At 33.7% G+C, this 17,516-nt stretch carries 16 protein-coding genes; 10 read left to right on the forward strand and 6 right to left on the reverse strand.

The annotated features are described in order from the left end of the window. The first annotated feature begins 334 nt into the window (after nucleotides 1-334). The 4 genes from Q9Q97_RS05690 to Q9Q97_RS05705 all read left to right on the forward strand — a co-directional run bounded on the left by Q9Q97_RS05690 (nucleotide 335) and on the right by Q9Q97_RS05705 (nucleotide 3,767). Nucleotides 335-2,479, forward strand: coding sequence for a catalase (locus Q9Q97_RS05690; protein ID WP_306155464.1), 2,145 nt, complete (start codon nucleotides 335-337; stop codon nucleotides 2,477-2,479). A gap of 17 nt (nucleotides 2,480-2,496) precedes the next feature. Next, nucleotides 2,497-3,099, forward strand: a complete 603-nt coding sequence (locus Q9Q97_RS05695; protein WP_306155466.1) for a ferritin-like domain-containing protein — start codon at nucleotides 2,497-2,499, stop codon at nucleotides 3,097-3,099. A 173-nt stretch (nucleotides 3,100-3,272) separates the two neighbouring features. Continuing rightward, nucleotides 3,273-3,398, forward strand: coding sequence for a hypothetical protein (locus tag Q9Q97_RS05700; RefSeq protein WP_306155469.1), 126 nt, complete (start codon nucleotides 3,273-3,275; stop codon nucleotides 3,396-3,398). Between the two features lie 18 nt (nucleotides 3,399-3,416). Continuing rightward, a complete protein-coding gene (locus tag Q9Q97_RS05705) occupies nucleotides 3,417-3,767 on the forward strand; it encodes a hypothetical protein (protein ID WP_306155471.1) in 351 nt (116 codons plus the stop codon). 21 nt (nucleotides 3,768-3,788) lie between these two features. Here Q9Q97_RS05705 and Q9Q97_RS05710 read toward each other — a convergent pair whose 3' ends face one another. Beyond that, on the reverse strand, nucleotides 3,789-4,256 hold the full coding sequence (locus Q9Q97_RS05710) for a hypothetical protein (RefSeq protein ID WP_306155473.1): 468 nt from the start codon (nucleotides 4,254-4,256) through the stop codon (nucleotides 3,789-3,791). A 451-nt stretch (nucleotides 4,257-4,707) separates the two neighbouring features. On the opposite strand from Q9Q97_RS05710, the gene Q9Q97_RS05715 reads away from it, so the two are divergent. The 6 genes from Q9Q97_RS05715 to Q9Q97_RS05740 all read left to right on the forward strand — a co-directional run bounded on the left by Q9Q97_RS05715 (nucleotide 4,708) and on the right by Q9Q97_RS05740 (nucleotide 12,534). Continuing rightward, nucleotides 4,708-4,905: a hypothetical protein gene (locus tag Q9Q97_RS05715; RefSeq protein ID WP_306155475.1), complete on the forward strand. Its 198-nt coding sequence runs from the start codon at nucleotides 4,708-4,710 to the stop codon at nucleotides 4,903-4,905. Nucleotides 4,906-5,556: 651 nt separating this feature from the next. After that, on the forward strand, nucleotides 5,557-8,355 hold the full coding sequence (locus Q9Q97_RS05720) for an outer membrane beta-barrel family protein (protein ID WP_306155477.1): 2,799 nt from the start codon (nucleotides 5,557-5,559) through the stop codon (nucleotides 8,353-8,355). 4 nt (nucleotides 8,356-8,359) lie between these two features. Beyond that, the gene (locus Q9Q97_RS05725) at nucleotides 8,360-9,145 is read left to right on the forward strand and encodes a GLPGLI family protein (protein WP_306155479.1); all 786 of its coding nucleotides are present in this window, start codon (nucleotides 8,360-8,362) and stop codon (nucleotides 9,143-9,145) included. Nucleotides 9,146-9,598: 453 nt separating this feature from the next. Next, complete coding sequence (locus Q9Q97_RS05730) at nucleotides 9,599-10,534, forward strand: helix-turn-helix domain-containing protein (protein ID WP_306155482.1); 936 nt, start codon at nucleotides 9,599-9,601, stop codon at nucleotides 10,532-10,534. 119 nt (nucleotides 10,535-10,653) lie between these two features. Then, a complete protein-coding gene (locus Q9Q97_RS05735) occupies nucleotides 10,654-11,577 on the forward strand; it encodes an AraC family transcriptional regulator (protein ID WP_306155484.1) in 924 nt (307 codons plus the stop codon). Nucleotides 11,578-11,595: 18 nt separating this feature from the next. Beyond that, a complete protein-coding gene (locus tag Q9Q97_RS05740) occupies nucleotides 11,596-12,534 on the forward strand; it encodes an AraC family transcriptional regulator (RefSeq protein ID WP_306155486.1) in 939 nt (312 codons plus the stop codon). A 25-nt stretch (nucleotides 12,535-12,559) separates the two neighbouring features. On the opposite strand, the gene Q9Q97_RS05745 is transcribed toward Q9Q97_RS05740, so the two are convergent. The 5 genes from Q9Q97_RS05745 to Q9Q97_RS05765 form a co-directional block, all read right to left on the reverse strand. Beyond that, a complete protein-coding gene (locus Q9Q97_RS05745) occupies nucleotides 12,560-13,177 on the reverse strand; it encodes a pyridoxamine 5'-phosphate oxidase family protein (protein ID WP_306155487.1) in 618 nt (205 codons plus the stop codon). A gap of 78 nt (nucleotides 13,178-13,255) precedes the next feature. Beyond that, a complete protein-coding gene (locus Q9Q97_RS05750) occupies nucleotides 13,256-13,687 on the reverse strand; it encodes a DoxX family protein (protein ID WP_306155489.1) in 432 nt (143 codons plus the stop codon). A gap of 107 nt (nucleotides 13,688-13,794) precedes the next feature. After that, on the reverse strand, nucleotides 13,795-14,484 hold the full coding sequence (locus Q9Q97_RS05755) for an isochorismatase family protein (protein WP_306155491.1): 690 nt from the start codon (nucleotides 14,482-14,484) through the stop codon (nucleotides 13,795-13,797). A 26-nt stretch (nucleotides 14,485-14,510) separates the two neighbouring features. After that, entirely contained in the window at nucleotides 14,511-15,482 is a 972-nt protein-coding gene (locus tag Q9Q97_RS05760; protein ID WP_306155493.1) for an alpha/beta fold hydrolase, read from the reverse strand. A 38-nt stretch (nucleotides 15,483-15,520) separates the two neighbouring features. Further along, nucleotides 15,521-17,323 carry an amidohydrolase gene (locus tag Q9Q97_RS05765; RefSeq protein ID WP_306155496.1) on the reverse strand — a complete coding sequence of 601 codons (1,803 nt, stop codon included), beginning with the start codon at nucleotides 17,321-17,323 and terminating at the stop codon, nucleotides 15,521-15,523. Nucleotides 17,324-17,516 lie beyond the last annotated feature (193 nt).

Consider the following 17,516-nt stretch of genomic DNA (forward strand, 5'->3'; position numbering starts at 1 on the left):
CCTTCGGGGTCACATTGTACAGGCAAGCTTTTTTGCTATAAATATTTGAATCCTTCGGATCCAAACTTCTAAAAACTTTTTGATTTTTTATATCTATCATTTTCAGCACGCTAATTTATACAGAGTGCATTTCAGCATAATTCTAAAATCTTCACTTTTGAAGATTTTTTGTTTTGTGGCAATTGTAGAATAATGGTTTAAAATTCTATAAAAACGGCTCAATCTTAAAATTTAAATTTGAAATACCTGATAATTTACAGCCTGCAACTACCTACAAACCTGAAAGATAAGACTGTATTTTATTGTAAAGTTTTTAACTAATTCTAGAAACAACATGAAAAATTTTCAAGACGAAAAACAACGAGATTTATCCATCAATACCTCCGATGGAACAAACAAATTTTTAACCACAGATCAAGGTGTTCGAATTAACGATGATAATAATTCTCTTAAAGCTGGAGACCGCGGACCTTCTTTATTAGAAGATTTTATTTTAAGAGAAAAAATTACACATTTTGATCACGAAAGAATTCCAGAACGTATTGTTCACGCCCGCGGATCTGGAGCGCACGGATTTTTTGAAGTAACAAATCCGATTCCAGAATTGACAAAAGCAGGATTTTTACAAGAAAAAGGACAAATAACACCTGTTTTTGCTCGATTTTCTACCGTTGCAGGATCACGAGGCTCTACAGATCTTGCTAGAGATGCTCGCGGATTTGCCGTAAAATTTTATACTCAGGAAGGAATCTATGATTTGGTAGCCAATAATATTCCGGTATTTTTTATTCAAGATGCGGCTAAATTTCCAGATTTAATTCATGCCGTAAAACCAGAACCTCATAACGAAATTCCTCAAGCTGCATCGGCACACGACACTTTTTGGGACTTTATTTCTTTAATGCCAGAATCCATGCATATGATTATGTGGGTCATGTCTGATCGTGCGATACCGAGAAGTTACAGAATGATGGAAGGTTTTGGTGTGCATACTTTTAGACTAGTAAATGCGCAGGAAGAGTCGGTTTTTGTAAAATTTCATTGGAAACCAAAATTAGGAACACATGCCGTTGCTTGGGACGAAGCGCAGAAAATTTCAGGGAAAAACCCAGATTTTCACAGACAAGATTTATGGGAAGCCATTGAAATGGGAAATTTCCCAGAATGGGAATTAGGCGTTCAGATTATTCCAACAGAAGACGAACATAAATATAATTTTGATCTTTTGGATCCAACCAAAATTGTTCCCGAAGAATTAGTTCCGGTAACTATAGTAGGAAGAATGGTTTTGAACAAAAACCCTGAAAATTTCTTTGCAGAAACAGAACAGATCGCTTTCCATCCGGGACACGTTGTACCAGGAATCGATTTTACCAATGATCCGCTTTTACAGGGACGATTATTCTCTTATACCGATACTCAATTATCAAGATTAGGAAGTCCGAATTTTCATGAAATTCCGATTAACAGAAGCGTTGCGCCAGTTCATAACAATCAGCGTGACGGGCACATGCGACAGGAAATTAATAAAGGGCGCGTAAGTTATCACCCCAATTCATTAGGCGGTGGATGTCCGTATCAGGCAAAAATTGCAGAAGGCGGTTTTGCTAGCTTCAACGAACGTGTAGATGCACATAAAGTACGAGCAAGAAGCGAAAGTTTTACGGATCATTTCGGACAGGCAAAACTGTTTTTCAACAGCCAGACACCAGAAGAAAAAAGCCATATCGTAAAAGCATTGCGTTTTGAACTTGGAAAAGTAGAAACTACTGCCATTAGAGTACGAATGCTCGGGCTATTATCTCAAGTCGATACAGAACTTGCCGAAAAAGTAGCTGTTGGACTTGGCGCTACTGTGCCACCAATTTTAGAAACTCCAATTAACAAAGGTGTTTCTCCAGAAACAGAAGAAGCAGGAACTCAGGAACCGCAGCCTAATACTTCTGAAGTAGAATCTTCGCAGGCGTTAAGCATGGTTAATAATCCAACCAACTCGCCTACTATCGAATCTAGAAAAGTAGCCATTTTAGTTTCTGACGGCGTTTCTGAAGCGTCTGTTATGAATATCAAAAATGCACTCAAAAAAGCAGGTGCCAAAGGCTGTGTTATTGCACCGCACTTAGGTTCTGTTTTAACCGATTCTGATGGAGCGCTTGCTGCAGAGTTTAGTTTCCTTACTGCATCATCGGTATTATTTGATGCTGTTTATGTACCGCATGGTTTAGGCTTAAATGTACTAGCAGAAAACGACGATGTGATGGAATACTTAAACGACGCATATAAACACTGCAAAGTAATCGGTGCCGATGGAGAAGCTTCTGAAATTATCAGTGGAGCACCATTTGCTTCAAAAATCACCAATGAAGATGAAGGTATAATCCTTACCAGCGAAATCGCTACTGAAGCCTTTGCTCAGGATTTTATAAACGCAATGGCCAAACACCGTTTTTGGCAGCGTGAACCAAACTTATATATCTAATATCAAAAAAAACAAAAATGAAAAATTCAGAAAAACAAGGTCAGAAAAATGCGGCTCAACCAAAAGCGAGCCAAACAAAAGATATAAAAAATAATACTGCAAAAAATATTGTAGAACCAGCAGCAGATGCGGCTACAGAATTGAAAGATTTATTTATTGACAGTTTAAAAGATATTTATTGGGCAGAAAATGCCTTGGTAGGTGCTTTGCCTAAAATGGCGGCTAATGCATCTGCTGCGGGACTTGCGGGTGCTGTTTTAGAACATCTTGCTATCACTCAAAACCAAGTTTCAAGATTGGAGCAGGTTTTTGATTTATTAGGCGAAAAAGCCGAAGGAAAAAAATGCGAAGCTATGGCTGGTCTGCTAAAAGAAGGAGACAGCATTTTAGAAGAGACGGCTCCAGGCCCTGTTAGAGATGCCGGAATTATAGCAGCTTCACAAAAAATCGAGCATTATGAAATTGCTTCTTATGGAACATTGGTTGCTTTTGCAAAAGCAATTGGTGAAAATGATGCCGCAAAATTATTGACTCAGACACTTGCAGAAGAGAAAGAAGCAGATTGCATCTTAAATGATGTCGCGCTCAATCTAGTGAATTTTGCTGCAGTTGCTGAATAAGAATTTACTGTTACTACTTCTTACTTTGAAAACACCTGTGATTTTTTGCAGGTGTTTTTTTTAATGAAAATCTCGAAACTGATAATTATACAACTTGAAGTTAATCTATATGTAAAATAATGATTTATAGACGCTTTACATTTGGCTTATTAACAAATTTAAAGAATTATATTATGGCAACTTCAAACAAGAAAAGTGCTGATAGTGTTAAAGCATCAGACAAAAAAATGGATAAAAAAGAAAGCGGTTCTAAAGCTGCTTCAGGTTCTAAAAAAGAATCAGGGTCATCTAAAAAATAACATTTAAAAAATTGTATTATGAGTTTAGAAGAAAAAGAAAATTATACTCTGAGAGAGGAGAATTTTCAAAATAAAGAAAACTATCAAGATCCAGATATTGACACACCACCAGATCACTCGATATCTGACAATGCAGAACCTGATTATGGAAACGATTTGGACACAAACGAATTGGGAAGTCAAGAATTTGGTAATGAAAAACTTGGCAATGAGGAAAGTTACACAGACGAATTTGATGATGAGGATTTAGAAAGTGACGAACTGGATGATGAATTTGACAATGAAGACATCAGTAATGAAGATTTAGACAACGAAGATCTTGGAGATTTAAATGACGAAGATGGCACAAATCCTAATCGAAATTTATAAAAACTAAAACCCATCTAGTTTTTAGATGGGTTTGTTTTTTAGAAGTTTAAATTTTGCTTTTCGTTCTTTATCTTCTTTCGATTGGTCATTTTTTGCAGTCCAAAATTGAATGATAGTATACAATACTTGTTTGAATTTTTCTTCACTGTATGGACTTATGAAATAACTCTTTGCAGGAACAGAATACGTATCTATAATAAAGCAGTTTGGAAACAAAACTGAAAAAAACAAACAAGGACAATCTAGTTTTTGGCTGGTCATAGTATGATTTTCCAAATTCTTATGCTTGTTTTTTTCTTCAAATTGAAGAATATTGGCAAAAATCAGAAAAGGTTTGACTTTATTTGATAGTAATTCCTCGTATGATTCTTGAAGTGTATCAAAATATAATATTTTATTGCCTATCGTTAATTCCAAAAAAATCTGGGCAAATAAACGGCGATCTTCTATATTTTCTTCTATAATTATGATTGGCCCTCTTTTATCCATGATATTTCATTTTTGGGATTACACTTGAGAATCTTACAAAGATCAATAGAATTGAAGGGGCGATTTGTATAATTATCATCTCAATGTTACATAATTCCCATGTTTGATTGTTTTAATAAGCATTTAAAGCACAAATTAGCTTCTAAATTCAGCAAGAAAACAACGATAATCACCTTAATAAGTGGGAATTATATAAAATGCAGAATACAATTCTGTAAGATATACGCAAGCTTGAATTTATCTTTGTAAAAACAAATCAATCATAAAAATTTACATGAAAAAGTTTAAGATTCTATTTATCATTATTGTAGTTCTTACATCAGTTTTAAATTATGGCTGTGAACATCTTTGCGAAGATGAAAGTTCAAGTGCTACCCACAAAGAAGCATTCTTACACAAAACAGATACACTTAACGTATCTAAAATTGATTAATTCTTAAAATACTCAGTTATGGAAACCACCAAATCAACTCTTAGTAAAAATAAATGCAGTCTCTCTAGTACACGCATATTGCAGGGAGAAAATAATGAAATGATCTGCTTAAAGATCTATAATGGAGATTGGGGCGATTGGGATGAAAAACCATCAAACAACATTCAGCATATTAATCTTGAATCTGATACTACTATTATAGAAGCTCAATTTTAATGAGCCATAATTCTCACAACTTTACATTAAAAGGTATTGCATTAGAATTTTATATATCATCGATTTCAAATTAAACTCTCACAATATATACAACTGCTTCTCGATAAAAGAATTATTTTATCTGATGAAAAATAGACCGATTTCTTAATTATTTATAAAATGATTTTTAAATTGTAAACTACAGGTCACAAAGCCAAATGGCGCCAATTGTCTTCAATTGGCGCCATTTTTTTATTACACCCCCAATTGAATACAACTTCGTTTTTAATTTACATTTCTCCAAAGACAAAATTGGGCTTCCTACAATCCGTAATTGTTAATAAAAAGCAAAGGCCTTTGTTACATTGTAGTATTTTTACATACATTTGAAACGTATCAATATTTAACTATTTTATTAAACATTATCATTTTAAATAGTTAAAACTCACAAAACTAACAATCATAACCTTATTAAAAAATTATGAATTTCACAAAACCACGTCAATCTACTTCTGCAAAACTGTATAAAAAGGTAGTATTTCAATTTCTCTTGTAGCATCTACAATCTTCTTACTAAATAAACCACTCACAAAACAAATGCATTTTAATTCTATTTCTCAAAAAATAGAATAGAACTATTATGCCTTTTTTCAAAAAACCACAAACCAATTAATGAGACAAACAATTCTATTATTATGTTGCTTTCTTTTTTTATCAAATAATTTACAAGCACAAATATCCGGTACAGTTAAAGGATATGTAACAGATACCATAAACAAGTCTAATTTAGCGAAAGCATCAGTCTCTTTGTTAAGAGCACAAGATTCTATTTTAGTAAAATTTACACGAGCTAAAGAAAATGGCTCTTTTGAGTTGAATAATATTAAAGCCGGTAAATTTATTCTACTGGTTTCTTATCCCAAATATGCCGATTTTGTAGATCAATTTTCTGTTGATTCTACAAACTTAATCAAAGATTATGGCAAAATTAATTTGGCCGATAAGGGAAGATTACTAACCGAAGTAATTATAAAAGGCAATAGAGCCGCCATGAAAATCAAAGGAGATACATTAGAATTTGATCCAAAAGCATTTAAAATAGAACCCAATGCAAAAGTGGAAGATCTGATTAAACAATTCCCTGGAATACAAATTGATAAGGATGGAAAAATTACCGCTCAAGGCGAAACTGTAACCAAAGTTTTGGTTGATGGTGAAGAATTTTTTGGCGATGATCCCACTTTAGTTACAAAAAATCTACGTGCAGACATGGTTGATAAAGTACAATTGTACGACAAAAAAAGTGATCAAGCGGCTTTTACAGGAATTGATGATGGCCAGAAAACCAAAACGCTAAATGTTAAACTTAAAGAAGACAAAAAAAATGGCCACTTCGGGAAAGTAGAACTCGGAGGAGGAACTGATAATTATTACAAAGGCCAAGCCATGTTTAATAAGTTTTGGGATAAGAAAAAATTAGCTGCTTATGGCATTTTAGGCAACACTGGACAAGTAGGATTAGGATGGGGAGATAAAGATAAATATGGCCAAACCAGTTATCAGGTAACTGATGACGGCGGTATTTATTTTACGAACAGCGGAAATGATGAATTTGAAAGTTGGGATGGACAATTTAATGGTGAAGGGATTCCAGTAGTGCAAACTGGCGGAATACATTTTGACAATAAATGGAACGAAGATAAAGAATCGATCAATGCAAATTATAAAATTGGCGATATCAAACTTTCAGGAAATAGAAATGATATTAACCAGCAAAATTTAAGTTCTAGCAGCATTTATAATACTTCTGACAAGAGTTTTGAGAAAAACATGACTAAAAACAAACTTGATCTGGCTTATGAAATTAAAATTGATACTACTTTGACTTTAAAATTAAATGTTGATGGGTTATTTAAAAAAAGCAATTCAAGTGAAGCAGAGATGCGAAAAGGTACTGACGAACAAGGTAACCAATTGAATAATTTGAAACAGACAACTACAAACGATGCTGATGATAAAACATTTAATATAAATACTTTATTTACCAAAAGGCTTAAGAAAAAAGGTCGAACATTATCTCTTAATTTAAGCCAATCGAGCACCGATAGCAAAAGTGATGGTTATTTAAATTCTAGGGCTGAATTTTTTACAGCATCCGTAATTAGTCCAGATAGCACCAAAGTAGTCGATCAAAAGAAAGTCAACAATATTAGCAATACGGCTTTTAAATCAAATTTAATCTATACCGAGCCCCTATCCAAAAGTTTATCTGTAATTCTTAATTATGGATTCAACATTAGTAACGGAAAAGCGAATCGTAAATCTTTTAATCAGTCTCCAAATGGCGATTATAATGTTTTGGATTCTATTTTTAGTAATAATTATGAATTAGACCAAACGATAAACCAAATTGGAGCGATTTTTAATTACAAAAAAAATAAAACTGTTTTTTCTTTTGGTTCTAAATTTAGTGGTGTAAACTTTAAGCAATATGATGTTTATACGGATAGTTCTTTTACGCAAAAATTTATCAACTACATGCCTCAGATGAGCTATCAATATAATTTTAAACAAAGAGAAGTATTGCGTTTGTCATATAACGGAAACACGGAGCAGCCGACACTAGATCAAATACAGCCAATACGAAATAATCAAAACCCATTACATACGATTGTGGGTAATCCAAATTTAGATCCTTCTTTTAAAAATACTTTTAGAGGAAATTATTATTCGTATAAAGTACTAAGCAATCAATATTTTTCGGTTAATGGATCATATAACATTACGCTAAATCCAATCATAAGCAATGTGGTTACAAATGATAGAGGACAAAGTATTTCTCAATTTGTAAACCTAAAAAACAAAGCTGCAACAAGTTATTTTCTGAATGGTAATTTTGGCCAAACAATCAAAGCCATAGACATGACAGCAGGAATTGGTTTCAGCGCTAACAAAAATGTAAACTATAATTACATCAATACGCAACTGAATCAAACTAAAAATTCAACGTATTCCCTTAATTTAAACTTATCAAAGAATAAAGAAAAAAAATATAATTTTAATACTAGTTTCGGACCTACTTACAACGTGGCTGATGCAAGCATCAACGAAAATAGCGATAGTAATGGCTGGGGTTTTAATGGGAATTTCTGGGCCAGTATACAATTACCTTTCAAACTAGAAATTAGCACAGATGGCAATTATCAATATAATGGAAAAACGCAAGTGATTCAGGAAAGTTTTGAACGTTTTCTTTGGAATGCATCGATCACCAAAAAATTCTTAAAATCAGATAATTTAAGAGTTTCTATAACGGGAAGAGATCTTTTAAACCAAAATGTAGGATTTAATCGTTCTGCATTTAATGGAAATATCAATCAAAGCACTTATACCACTATTCAAAGATACTTTATGTTCTCTGTAAGCTGGGATTTCAGCAAAATGGGCGGAGGAGAAATTAAACAAAACTAAAACCATGAAAACAATATTAAATCGCATCTTAATTATAATAACTGTATTGGCAAGCTGCAATACTTTTGCACAAAATGACCACTTTGTAGAAAATGGCGTAATCGAATTTGAGAAAAAATCGAATATGTATGCTTTGATTACAAAAAAAATAAAAGGAGAAACGGACAGTTACTATAAACTAGCTTTTGAAGGTTATAAAAAAAACAATCCACAATTTAAAACTGTAAAAAGCACACTTAGCTTTTCCAAAAACAAAAGTTTGTATAAATGGAATGAAAGCACTGAACCGACAAGCAACAACAGTTGGATTGCAGATGACGCAATGGCAAATTTGAAAAATGTTATCGCCACAGATCTGGATACGAAAACCAGTATTACACAAAAAAATGTCTATGACGATTTATACTTAGTTAAAGACAGTTTGCGCAAAATTGATTGGAAAATTACCGATGAGACCAGAGAAATTGCGGGTTATGAATGCCGTAGAGCAAATGCTATAGTTCTCGATTCTGTTTATGTTGTTGCCTATTACACGATTCAAATTCCGTTTTCTGGTGGCCCCGAATCTTTTACAGGATTGCCCGGAACAATTTTAGGATTGGCCATGCCGCATGAAAACATGACATGGTTTGCTACAAAGGTTACCGAAATTCCAGTTTCTGACAAAGATTTAGCACCACCAATCAAAGGTAAACCTACTGACAATAAAGGACTAAACAAAATACTTCTAGATGCTTTGAAAGACTGGGGAAAATGGGCAAAAAAAACATTACAAGCTTATTCTTTATAAAGAATCACTAAAAGAGACAATTATAGTTGTCTCTTTTTTTATGCACAAAATGCAGATTTACTAAATTTTTACGGAACACTTTTAACTCGCTTTTCTAGGTAAGAATAAAAGTTTGCAACAGCACTCAAGCTAATTTTACAGGATGAAAAACACATGCAAAAAAGCCCATTATCTGTGAATAATCTACAAATGATTATAATAACCTAAGATTAAAAAAAGGTTTCGCAATTAATATTAGTTAAACTAATAATTCTTTAGTAATTATGCAGTATATAAGAAATTGAAATAGAATATTTTATATCCATTTAATCATAAATAATACTACTAAACAGCAATAATCTATCTCAAATCTTCCAGTTTAAGACTATCAACAAAACCGAAAATTATAGTATCAAATTGGCGACTGTTTTTTTTTCAATTTAGATATTATTTTTTCTTTTTAAAATGAATTACATGGAGATCAAAATACCAATGCTTAAAACACTGAATGAAATCTGCGATTGGTTTGGACTGCCTACTTCTGAGCTGATAAGCGAAGATTTTATGCTTCAGGAAATAGACCATCTGGATAAAAATAAATTAATTAAAGCTAGTAATACGTACAGAGCAAATTTCTTTACGATATTTATAATTAATGACGGAAGTGCTGTACATCTTTTTAATAACGAAGAGATACGACTAGAATCGTCCAGTATATTTGTAACGGGTCCTGGGCATTATCGCAATTATAAATTCGATCATATTTCAGAAGCTTACTTTATTTGCTTTACAGAAAAGTTTCTTGCCAATTACTGCATTTCTGACATCTACAAAGAATTTCCATTTTTACTTTCAGAATCCTTTATTTATACTACGATTGATCTGGAAAATTATCTTATAATAAAAAGTAATACAGATCAGATTAAGCACGAAATTAAAGGCAATTCAGAGGAGAAAATGATCTTAATTGGCAATATGGTAGAGTTTCTGCTCATTAAGATTAAGGAGCTTTTTCAAAATCAATTAAACCCTGTTATTGAAAAAAATAACAATTCAAACGTTGTGAATACGTTTTATAAAGATCTGGAAAATTACTTTAACGAAATATTAAATGGCGAAAAGCCCAAACAACTAAAAGCGAGCGATTTTGCCGAGTTGCAATTTTTAAACGAAGATTATTTTTCCCGAATTATAAAAGCTAAAACAGGCAGAACGCCAACCGCATGGATTAATAGCAGGCTATTGCGTGAGGCCAAAATGTTATTAACCGAAACAACTATGCCAATTGCAGAGATCGCATATATTTTTCAATTTACAAATAGTCGTTATTTTAACCGTTACTTTAAAAAACAGACTGCAATGACTCCTAAAAATTACAGAAAAAGTTTAGGGCATGATCCAAATCTTTGAATTTTATAAATTATTGCCAAAATTAACGGATTATAGGAAATGCACTTTGATATACCTTTGGTCATTGAAACCACTCAATCCATTAGCTAACAAATTTGCATAACCAAAATTCATAAACTATGATACCGCAACTAACCACAATTAGCACCTATAAAGACCAAATTGACTTTCTAAATCTTTCTTATCACGACTATATAGACAACGATGAGTTTTCAATTGTTAAAGTGCACGAATGGAATCTGACATTTCCCTTTCACTCCCCTACTTTTAGGTCTGATTATTATAGTTTCACCATTGTCACTAAAGCAAATGGCAGTTTTACGGTAGGTGATGATAAGTTTGAACTGCATCCTAATCATGTCGTTGTAGCTTGTCCAGATTCTTTCTTTAAAATTGATTGGACTGATATGGAAAAAGTGTACAATATAGCCTTCAAAAAATCTTTCATTCTAAAACACTTTCCGGGCGGAATTGACAATATATTAGAGTTTAATACCAAGAATGGTTTTTGTTGCTGCCTTACCGAAGATACAATGGAATACTTTGAAAAAACATGTCTTGAGATGCACAAAATAGCCGTTTCCGATTTATGTTATAAGGAAGAAATCATGGCAAACATGGCGCTTAACCTATTGTTTTTGGTCCAATTGCAGCAAGAAACTGAAACAAATACTAAAAACAGTTCTGAAAAAAACAATAAGATTGTAATTGATTTTCGTCAAAATATAGAAAACAATTTTAATGACTTAATTGAAGGCTACTGCACCTCAGTAATGCGCATAAAAGAGCACGCCCAATTACTAAATTTAGACGAGAATTATTTATCTAAAACTATAAGTAATTCAACTAAAAAAACTGTAAATGAATGGATTAACAAAAAACTTATAGATGAGATTAAATATCTCCTTAAACACTCCGAAAAGTCGATGAAAGACATTGCTTTTCTGTTTGGTTTTAATGATCTTAATTATTTTTACAGCTTTTTTAAAACACAAACCCAATTTGCCCCAGGGGCTTATAGAAAACAGCACCAAAACTCATAATCTCTTAAGTATTAAAAAATGAGTAAAGCAAAAAAGAAGGAAGTATATGAACTTTATGACAATGTAAAAGTCATGGGGACTGATTACTCTGAGGGACATATTGGTGATGAAGATTTTTCATTGATCATTTCAAAAATATTACATCCAAAAGAAAGGCTTCCGTGGACTTATTCGTTGTTTCGGTCGACTCTTTTTACAATCGGAATTGTTATTGATTCTTACGGCTCCATGCGATACGAGGATATAACAGTAGAAATTAGACCCAATATGCTGTTCATGAACAAACCCGGAGATCTGCAGGAATTAAGATGGGAAGAAGTAACGGAAACTTATGGTTTGTTATTTTCTGAAGATTTTATTCTAAAATATGCCGGAATTTCTATTTATAAAATGTTTCCTTTCCTGTTATTTGAAAGACATTTGCCATTGCATACCTCAGCAGAATTTCAGCAAGAACTCAGAGCAATTATTCTGCTGATTCATCAGGAATTAAAAAAAGATACGCCGCTTAAAAAGAAATTATGTGCAAACCTGCTTACCCGAATTTTACTTAAAATAAAGCAAGAATTCTGGGTTGGCTACAGCGTGCATAATGTACAATCTAAAAGTCCGGATATTTTGAACGATTTTGCTCAAAATCTGGAGTATCATTATGATCAGTTATTAAAGGGAAAAGTGAAACAGGTTCTGCATATAAAAGATTATGCCGAGATGCAGCAGCTTCACGAAAATTATCTGTCAACTATTTTAAAAGAAAAAACGGGAAAAACTGCTGGTCAGCTCATTGCCGAAAAAACGCTTGGTACTGCAAAGATATTAATTCAGGATTCTCAATATACTATGAAGGAAATTGCCTTTATGTTAGGATTTAGCTATACTTCTTATTTTAGCATTTTCTTTAAAAAGCATACCGGGATAACGCCACTAGATTATCGTAAACAGAGTTTGCGGGATTAAGAAAGTCAAAACATCAAAATTTTTACTATTCTTTTTCAGACAGTTTTTGTTGTAATTCTTTTATTATTTCTTCCAGTTTAGCAATATATTCTTTTTGAGGCTGAAAAGCCATTTCGATTTCTTCTCTGGTAAAACGTGGCGTTATGTGTTGCGGACAATTCCAATCGTAAGCCTGAATTTCAAACAGCATCATTCTTTCTGGTTTGAACTTATAATCAGAAGGTTTCAATTGATTGTATAACTCTTCATTGTCTTTCAAATCTACCACTTTAGCTCGAGCGTAGAGTTTCAATCTGGCTTTTTGAGAATAAGACATCATGAATAAAGCAACTTTATCATTATTAGAAATATTACCCACAGAAATGTATTGTCTGTTTCCTGAAAAATCTACAATGCCGATTGTTTTATCATCTATAACTTTAATAAAACCGACTGGCCCACCTCGATGCTGTATATACGGATATTCATTTTCTCCAAAACTGGCCATATAAAAACTATCTCTATTGGAAATAAAATCAATTTCATTTTCTGTCAGTCCATCTACGCTTGACATTTTTTCCATATTTTCATAAGCATTTCTGCTTCCGCTTTTTTCCTGAAGCTTTTTTATGGCATCGGTAAATGCTAGTTTTTGGTAATTCATAACTGATAATTTATATCGTTTCAAAAATTATTCTACTCTAATTTAAAATAAATTCGTCAATAGCAAGATTATTTATTACTAATTAAATTTTCGGCTGATATAATGATCCATCGAATATTTACCCGCACCAGTAAAACCTATTAGTAAGAAACAAAGACTGTAAACCAGCGGAACATCTTTTACCAAAATGGGATCATTAAAATGCAATACAAAATAACCTGTAAGCGTAACAGCTAAAATTGGCAAAGTGGCTAAACGTGTCATTAAACCTAAGATTATAAACAAAGGCATAACAAGATTTGCAGTTGTCGCAAACGCCTGATTGAAAGCTTCAGAAAGGCCTAAAGGATTTGGTACAACTTCTGCCATTGCGGTACCAACTCCAACTTTCTTTAAACCGTGAGCATAAATAAGCTCCGCAGAAATTGCAATTCTAAAAAAAAGCAAAGCCACATTGTTTAATTGGGTTCCTAAATTTGAACGCAATAGAGAAAAAAATAGATCTACCATGATTTTCATTTTATAATTTTATTGGCCTTTGTTCTAAATATCTTCTCTTGAGAAAAGTATTCAAATTCAAAAGGCCAATAAATTAAATTAATAATTACAATTGTATATTAGTGTTTAAGCATTGCTCTGCTGTATTGCACACCAATTCCATATGCCCCGCCATATTTCTGAACCAAGTCTGTCACAGCGGTATAAGTTTCTGCTCTTCCCCAGTCACGCTGCAATTCTAATAAATACTGCATAGAGGTAATCGGTCTTGCTCCTGCCTGAACCATACGAGTTACGGCTTGATTATGCGCTTCATCAGTAACATCACCACTTGCATCTGTAATTACGTAAACTGTGTAACCGTCATTTATAGCAGATAATGCAGGCCCTACAATACAAACCGAAGTCCATAAACCGCCCATTACGATCGTTTTATTTCCTTTGCCCACTACTTCTTTGTAAGCATTGGCATCTTCCCAGAAATTCATCGTGGTTCTGTCAAAATACTTTGTGCTCGATTTCGGATAAAATTCTAAAACTTCAGGAAAAACGGGTCCGCTGAAAGATGCTTCAGCTACGGTTGTAATTACCGTTGGCACTTTAAAAATCTTTGATGCGCCTGCAACCATTGCTGTATTTGTTCTTAATTGATCTACCGGAATATTACCCACCGCAAATGCCATTTGGCCTTCATGATCTACTAAAACCAGTGTGTGATTTTTAGGGTTTAACAATTGCGGACTTGGTTTTTGTGCAAATGCATTTAGAGACGACAATGCAATTACTGCTGCTAAAATTAAATTTTTCATAATTATTCTGATTTATTGGTTAAAATTTATTGGACCTTTTTACTTAAAAAATTTAGGATGAGTTTTGAAATTTCTGAATGGTGTTCTTCCAATGCAAAATGGCCTCCGTTTACGAAATGAACTTCTGCATTTGGGTTGTCTTTTTTATAGGCATTTGCTCCAGGAGCGATAAAAAACTGATCATTTTTGCCCCAGATTACTAATATTGGCGGTTGGTATTTCGCAAAATATTGATGCCATTTTTCATATAATGCGATGTTGGATCCATAATCTCGAAAGAGTGCCAGCTGAATAACATCATTTCCAGATCTGTCTAGATAATATTGATCTAAGCTGTAACTATCGGGAGCTATGGCTTCAGGATTTTCTGCACCGGTTAGATACTGCCATTTTGTAGCATCAATGGTCAGGAAAAAACGCGCTGCCTTTTCCGTTTCGGCATTTGGTTTTTCAATATAGGCTATCAAAGGTTTTAGAACATCACCTAATCCTTCCACATAAGCATTTGCGTTTTGAATAACAAGCGTCTGAATCAGTTCAGGTCTTCTGGTCGCTATTCTCATACCAATTGGCCCACCATAATCCTGAATATAAAAACTTGTTTTCTTTATTTTTAATTTATCAATAAAATGCTCCATCGTAACAGATAAATTATCGAATGTGTATTGATACTGCTGAGGAGTTGGCGCACTGCTTTGCCCAAAACCTGGATAATCAGGAGCAATTACATGGTAATTATCCGAGAGCTCATTGATTAGATTTCGGTACATGTGCGATGATGACGGAAACCCGTGCAATAAAACAATTGTAGGTTTATTTATTTCGCCTGCTTCACGATAAAATATACTTAAGCCATCAACAAGAACTGTTTTGTATTGGATAGGTTTATAAATAGTTGCTTTTGAAACTGGATTTTTTTCTATTGAAATATTTGCATACGATTTGAAGTGAGGCAAACAAATGATCAATAAAAACGATAGGATTATTTTTGTTTTCATTTTAATGGTTTTAGTTTTGATAAATGATTCTCAGGAAATTATTTTTGCTGATAACCTCCATAAAAATTTACCGGAGACCAATCTGGAATTGCTTTTTCAATTGCAGGATTCAGTTTTATATACTCTTTGTCACCAAAAACCACATTCCCACCGACTACAGTTAGTACCGCCGATAAATCTTTGATTTTACTTTCCTGCACAGTGAAATAATCGTCTGATAAGAGTATAAAATCGGCATACATTCCTTTTTCTAAAGTTCCTTTTACCGTTTCTTCTTTTGATACCCACGCACTGCCTTTTGTGTATAATGAAAGAGCTTCCTCTCTCGTAAGTAAATTGTCTGGAGCACTTAATTGCAATCCGCCTACCGTTTTACCAGAAACCATCCAGTATAATGCCGGCCACGGATTATAACTTGCTACTCTTGTTCCATCAGTTCCTGCGCCTACCGGAATTCCCATTTTAATCATTAATTTTAAAGGAGGTGCGTATTTCGCTTTAGCGGCTCCATATCTTTCAACAAAATATTCTCCGGCATAAGCCATTCTAGATTGAATCGCAACACCGCCGTTAAGCGCTTTAATTCTTTTTAACTGAGCTTCAGTAACGGTTTCTGCATGATCAAACAGCCATCTTTCTTTTGCTAATTTGCCATTTGTTTCTTTATTGACTTCTTCGATAACATCTAACAAATTAGCAATCGTTTCGCCATAGGTGGCATGAATTCTAAACGGCCAGCCACTGTCAACATGCAGACGAATTACTTTTTTGATATCGTTTCTCCAAGATGGTCTGTCCTCTAACATTGGCTGTGGCGCTAAAAAATTTTCAAAATCGCCTGCGCTCCAGGTTAGAAATTCACCTCCGCCCTCTAATTCATAGCCGTGATCCAAATGAATTTCTCCGTTATGGCCCACTTTGTTCGTTGCAATCCAATTTTGAAACTCTTCAAACTCTTTTCCTTTATTTTGAGGAAATAAATAATAAGACAACCGTAACGGCATTTTTCCTTGATCAGCCAATGATTTAGTTGCACTGTAATCTTTCGGAAATACATGTCCGCCGCCTCCTGCATCAATCCCGCTTGTAACACCATATTTGTTTAATTCTCTGTAAAACTGTTTGGTAGAATTTGACATTTGTTCTTCTGTCATTGGAGGCAGTGCTCCTATTCCGGCATACAAGATTGTCGGATTTGGTTCTGCTAAAAATACTCCGGTTAATTTGCCGTCTGGTCCTTTTTCATACGAACTTCCTTCTGGCGGTTTCGTATTCTCGTCAATTTTAAGCACTTTCAAACCGCTTTTATTCATCCAGGCACGACTGTATAAAAACAATACAAATGCTGGAACATCTCCCGTTGCATCATTTATTTCCTGAACTGTTGGAAATCGTTTCTCTTCAAATTGAAAAGGGCTCCAGCCACCAACTACACGCACCCACTGCCCTTTTGGAGTTCTGGCAGCTTGTTCCTTTAACATCTGTAAGGCTCTTTTCAAAGACTTCACTCCATCCCATCTTAATTCAGCATTATAAAAACGTCCTCCTCTGGTTAAATGCAAATGAGAATCATTCAATCCCGGAATAATGGTTCGTCCATTAGCATCTATAACTTTAGTTTTATCTCCTTTTAGCTTGAGCATATCTGAAGTCGTTCCAAAAGCTAAAACTTTACCACCTTCTACGGCTATTGCTTCTGCAATTGTATTGTTTTGATCCATAATGGCAATCTTACCATTGGTAACAATTAAATCGGCTGTTGTACTGTCGTTTCCTTTTTTGTCTTTTTGACAAGAAAGAAATACTAGTATGACTAGTATTAAAAAAATATGTTTCCTCATTTTGACTGTTTTAAATATTGGTTATATTGATGAATTAGAGAAATGACCTTTAGAAATTAATTCCATTTTTGGTGAAGGATATTAAAGCTGCACAAATGAATTCCTTACTTGTTGAAACAAAATTACAGCTAATGGAGAGGTTCATTTCTGTGAATAATTCACTATAAATTATAAAAAACTAAGATTTAAAAGT

The sequence above is a fragment of the Flavobacterium sp. DG2-3 genome (assembly GCF_030730925.1).
Classification (GTDB): domain Bacteria; phylum Bacteroidota; class Bacteroidia; order Flavobacteriales; family Flavobacteriaceae; genus Flavobacterium.

Coding starts and splice junctions, on each gene's coding strand:
- Q9Q97_RS05690 (WP_306155464.1), top strand. CDS start 335: ATGAAAAATTTTCAAGACGAAAAACAACGAGATTTATCCATCAATACC.
- Q9Q97_RS05695 (WP_306155466.1), top strand. CDS start 2,497: ATGAAAAATTCAGAAAAACAAGGTCAGAAAAATGCGGCTCAACCAAAA.
- Q9Q97_RS05700 (WP_306155469.1), top strand. CDS start 3,273: ATGGCAACTTCAAACAAGAAAAGTGCTGATAGTGTTAAAGCATCAGAC.
- Q9Q97_RS05705 (WP_306155471.1), top strand. CDS start 3,417: ATGAGTTTAGAAGAAAAAGAAAATTATACTCTGAGAGAGGAGAATTTT.
- Q9Q97_RS05710 (WP_306155473.1), bottom strand. CDS start 4,256: ATGGATAAAAGAGGGCCAATCATAATTATAGAAGAAAATATAGAAGAT.
- Q9Q97_RS05715 (WP_306155475.1), top strand. CDS start 4,708: ATGGAAACCACCAAATCAACTCTTAGTAAAAATAAATGCAGTCTCTCT.
- Q9Q97_RS05720 (WP_306155477.1), top strand. CDS start 5,557: ATGAGACAAACAATTCTATTATTATGTTGCTTTCTTTTTTTATCAAAT.
- Q9Q97_RS05725 (WP_306155479.1), top strand. CDS start 8,360: ATGAAAACAATATTAAATCGCATCTTAATTATAATAACTGTATTGGCA.
- Q9Q97_RS05730 (WP_306155482.1), top strand. CDS start 9,599: ATGGAGATCAAAATACCAATGCTTAAAACACTGAATGAAATCTGCGAT.
- Q9Q97_RS05735 (WP_306155484.1), top strand. CDS start 10,654: ATGATACCGCAACTAACCACAATTAGCACCTATAAAGACCAAATTGAC.
- Q9Q97_RS05740 (WP_306155486.1), top strand. CDS start 11,596: ATGAGTAAAGCAAAAAAGAAGGAAGTATATGAACTTTATGACAATGTA.
- Q9Q97_RS05745 (WP_306155487.1), bottom strand. CDS start 13,177: ATGAATTACCAAAAACTAGCATTTACCGATGCCATAAAAAAGCTTCAG.
- Q9Q97_RS05750 (WP_306155489.1), bottom strand. CDS start 13,687: ATGGTAGATCTATTTTTTTCTCTATTGCGTTCAAATTTAGGAACCCAA.
- Q9Q97_RS05755 (WP_306155491.1), bottom strand. CDS start 14,484: ATGAAAAATTTAATTTTAGCAGCAGTAATTGCATTGTCGTCTCTAAAT.
- Q9Q97_RS05760 (WP_306155493.1), bottom strand. CDS start 15,482: ATGAAAACAAAAATAATCCTATCGTTTTTATTGATCATTTGTTTGCCT.
- Q9Q97_RS05765 (WP_306155496.1), bottom strand. CDS start 17,323: ATGAGGAAACATATTTTTTTAATACTAGTCATACTAGTATTTCTTTCT.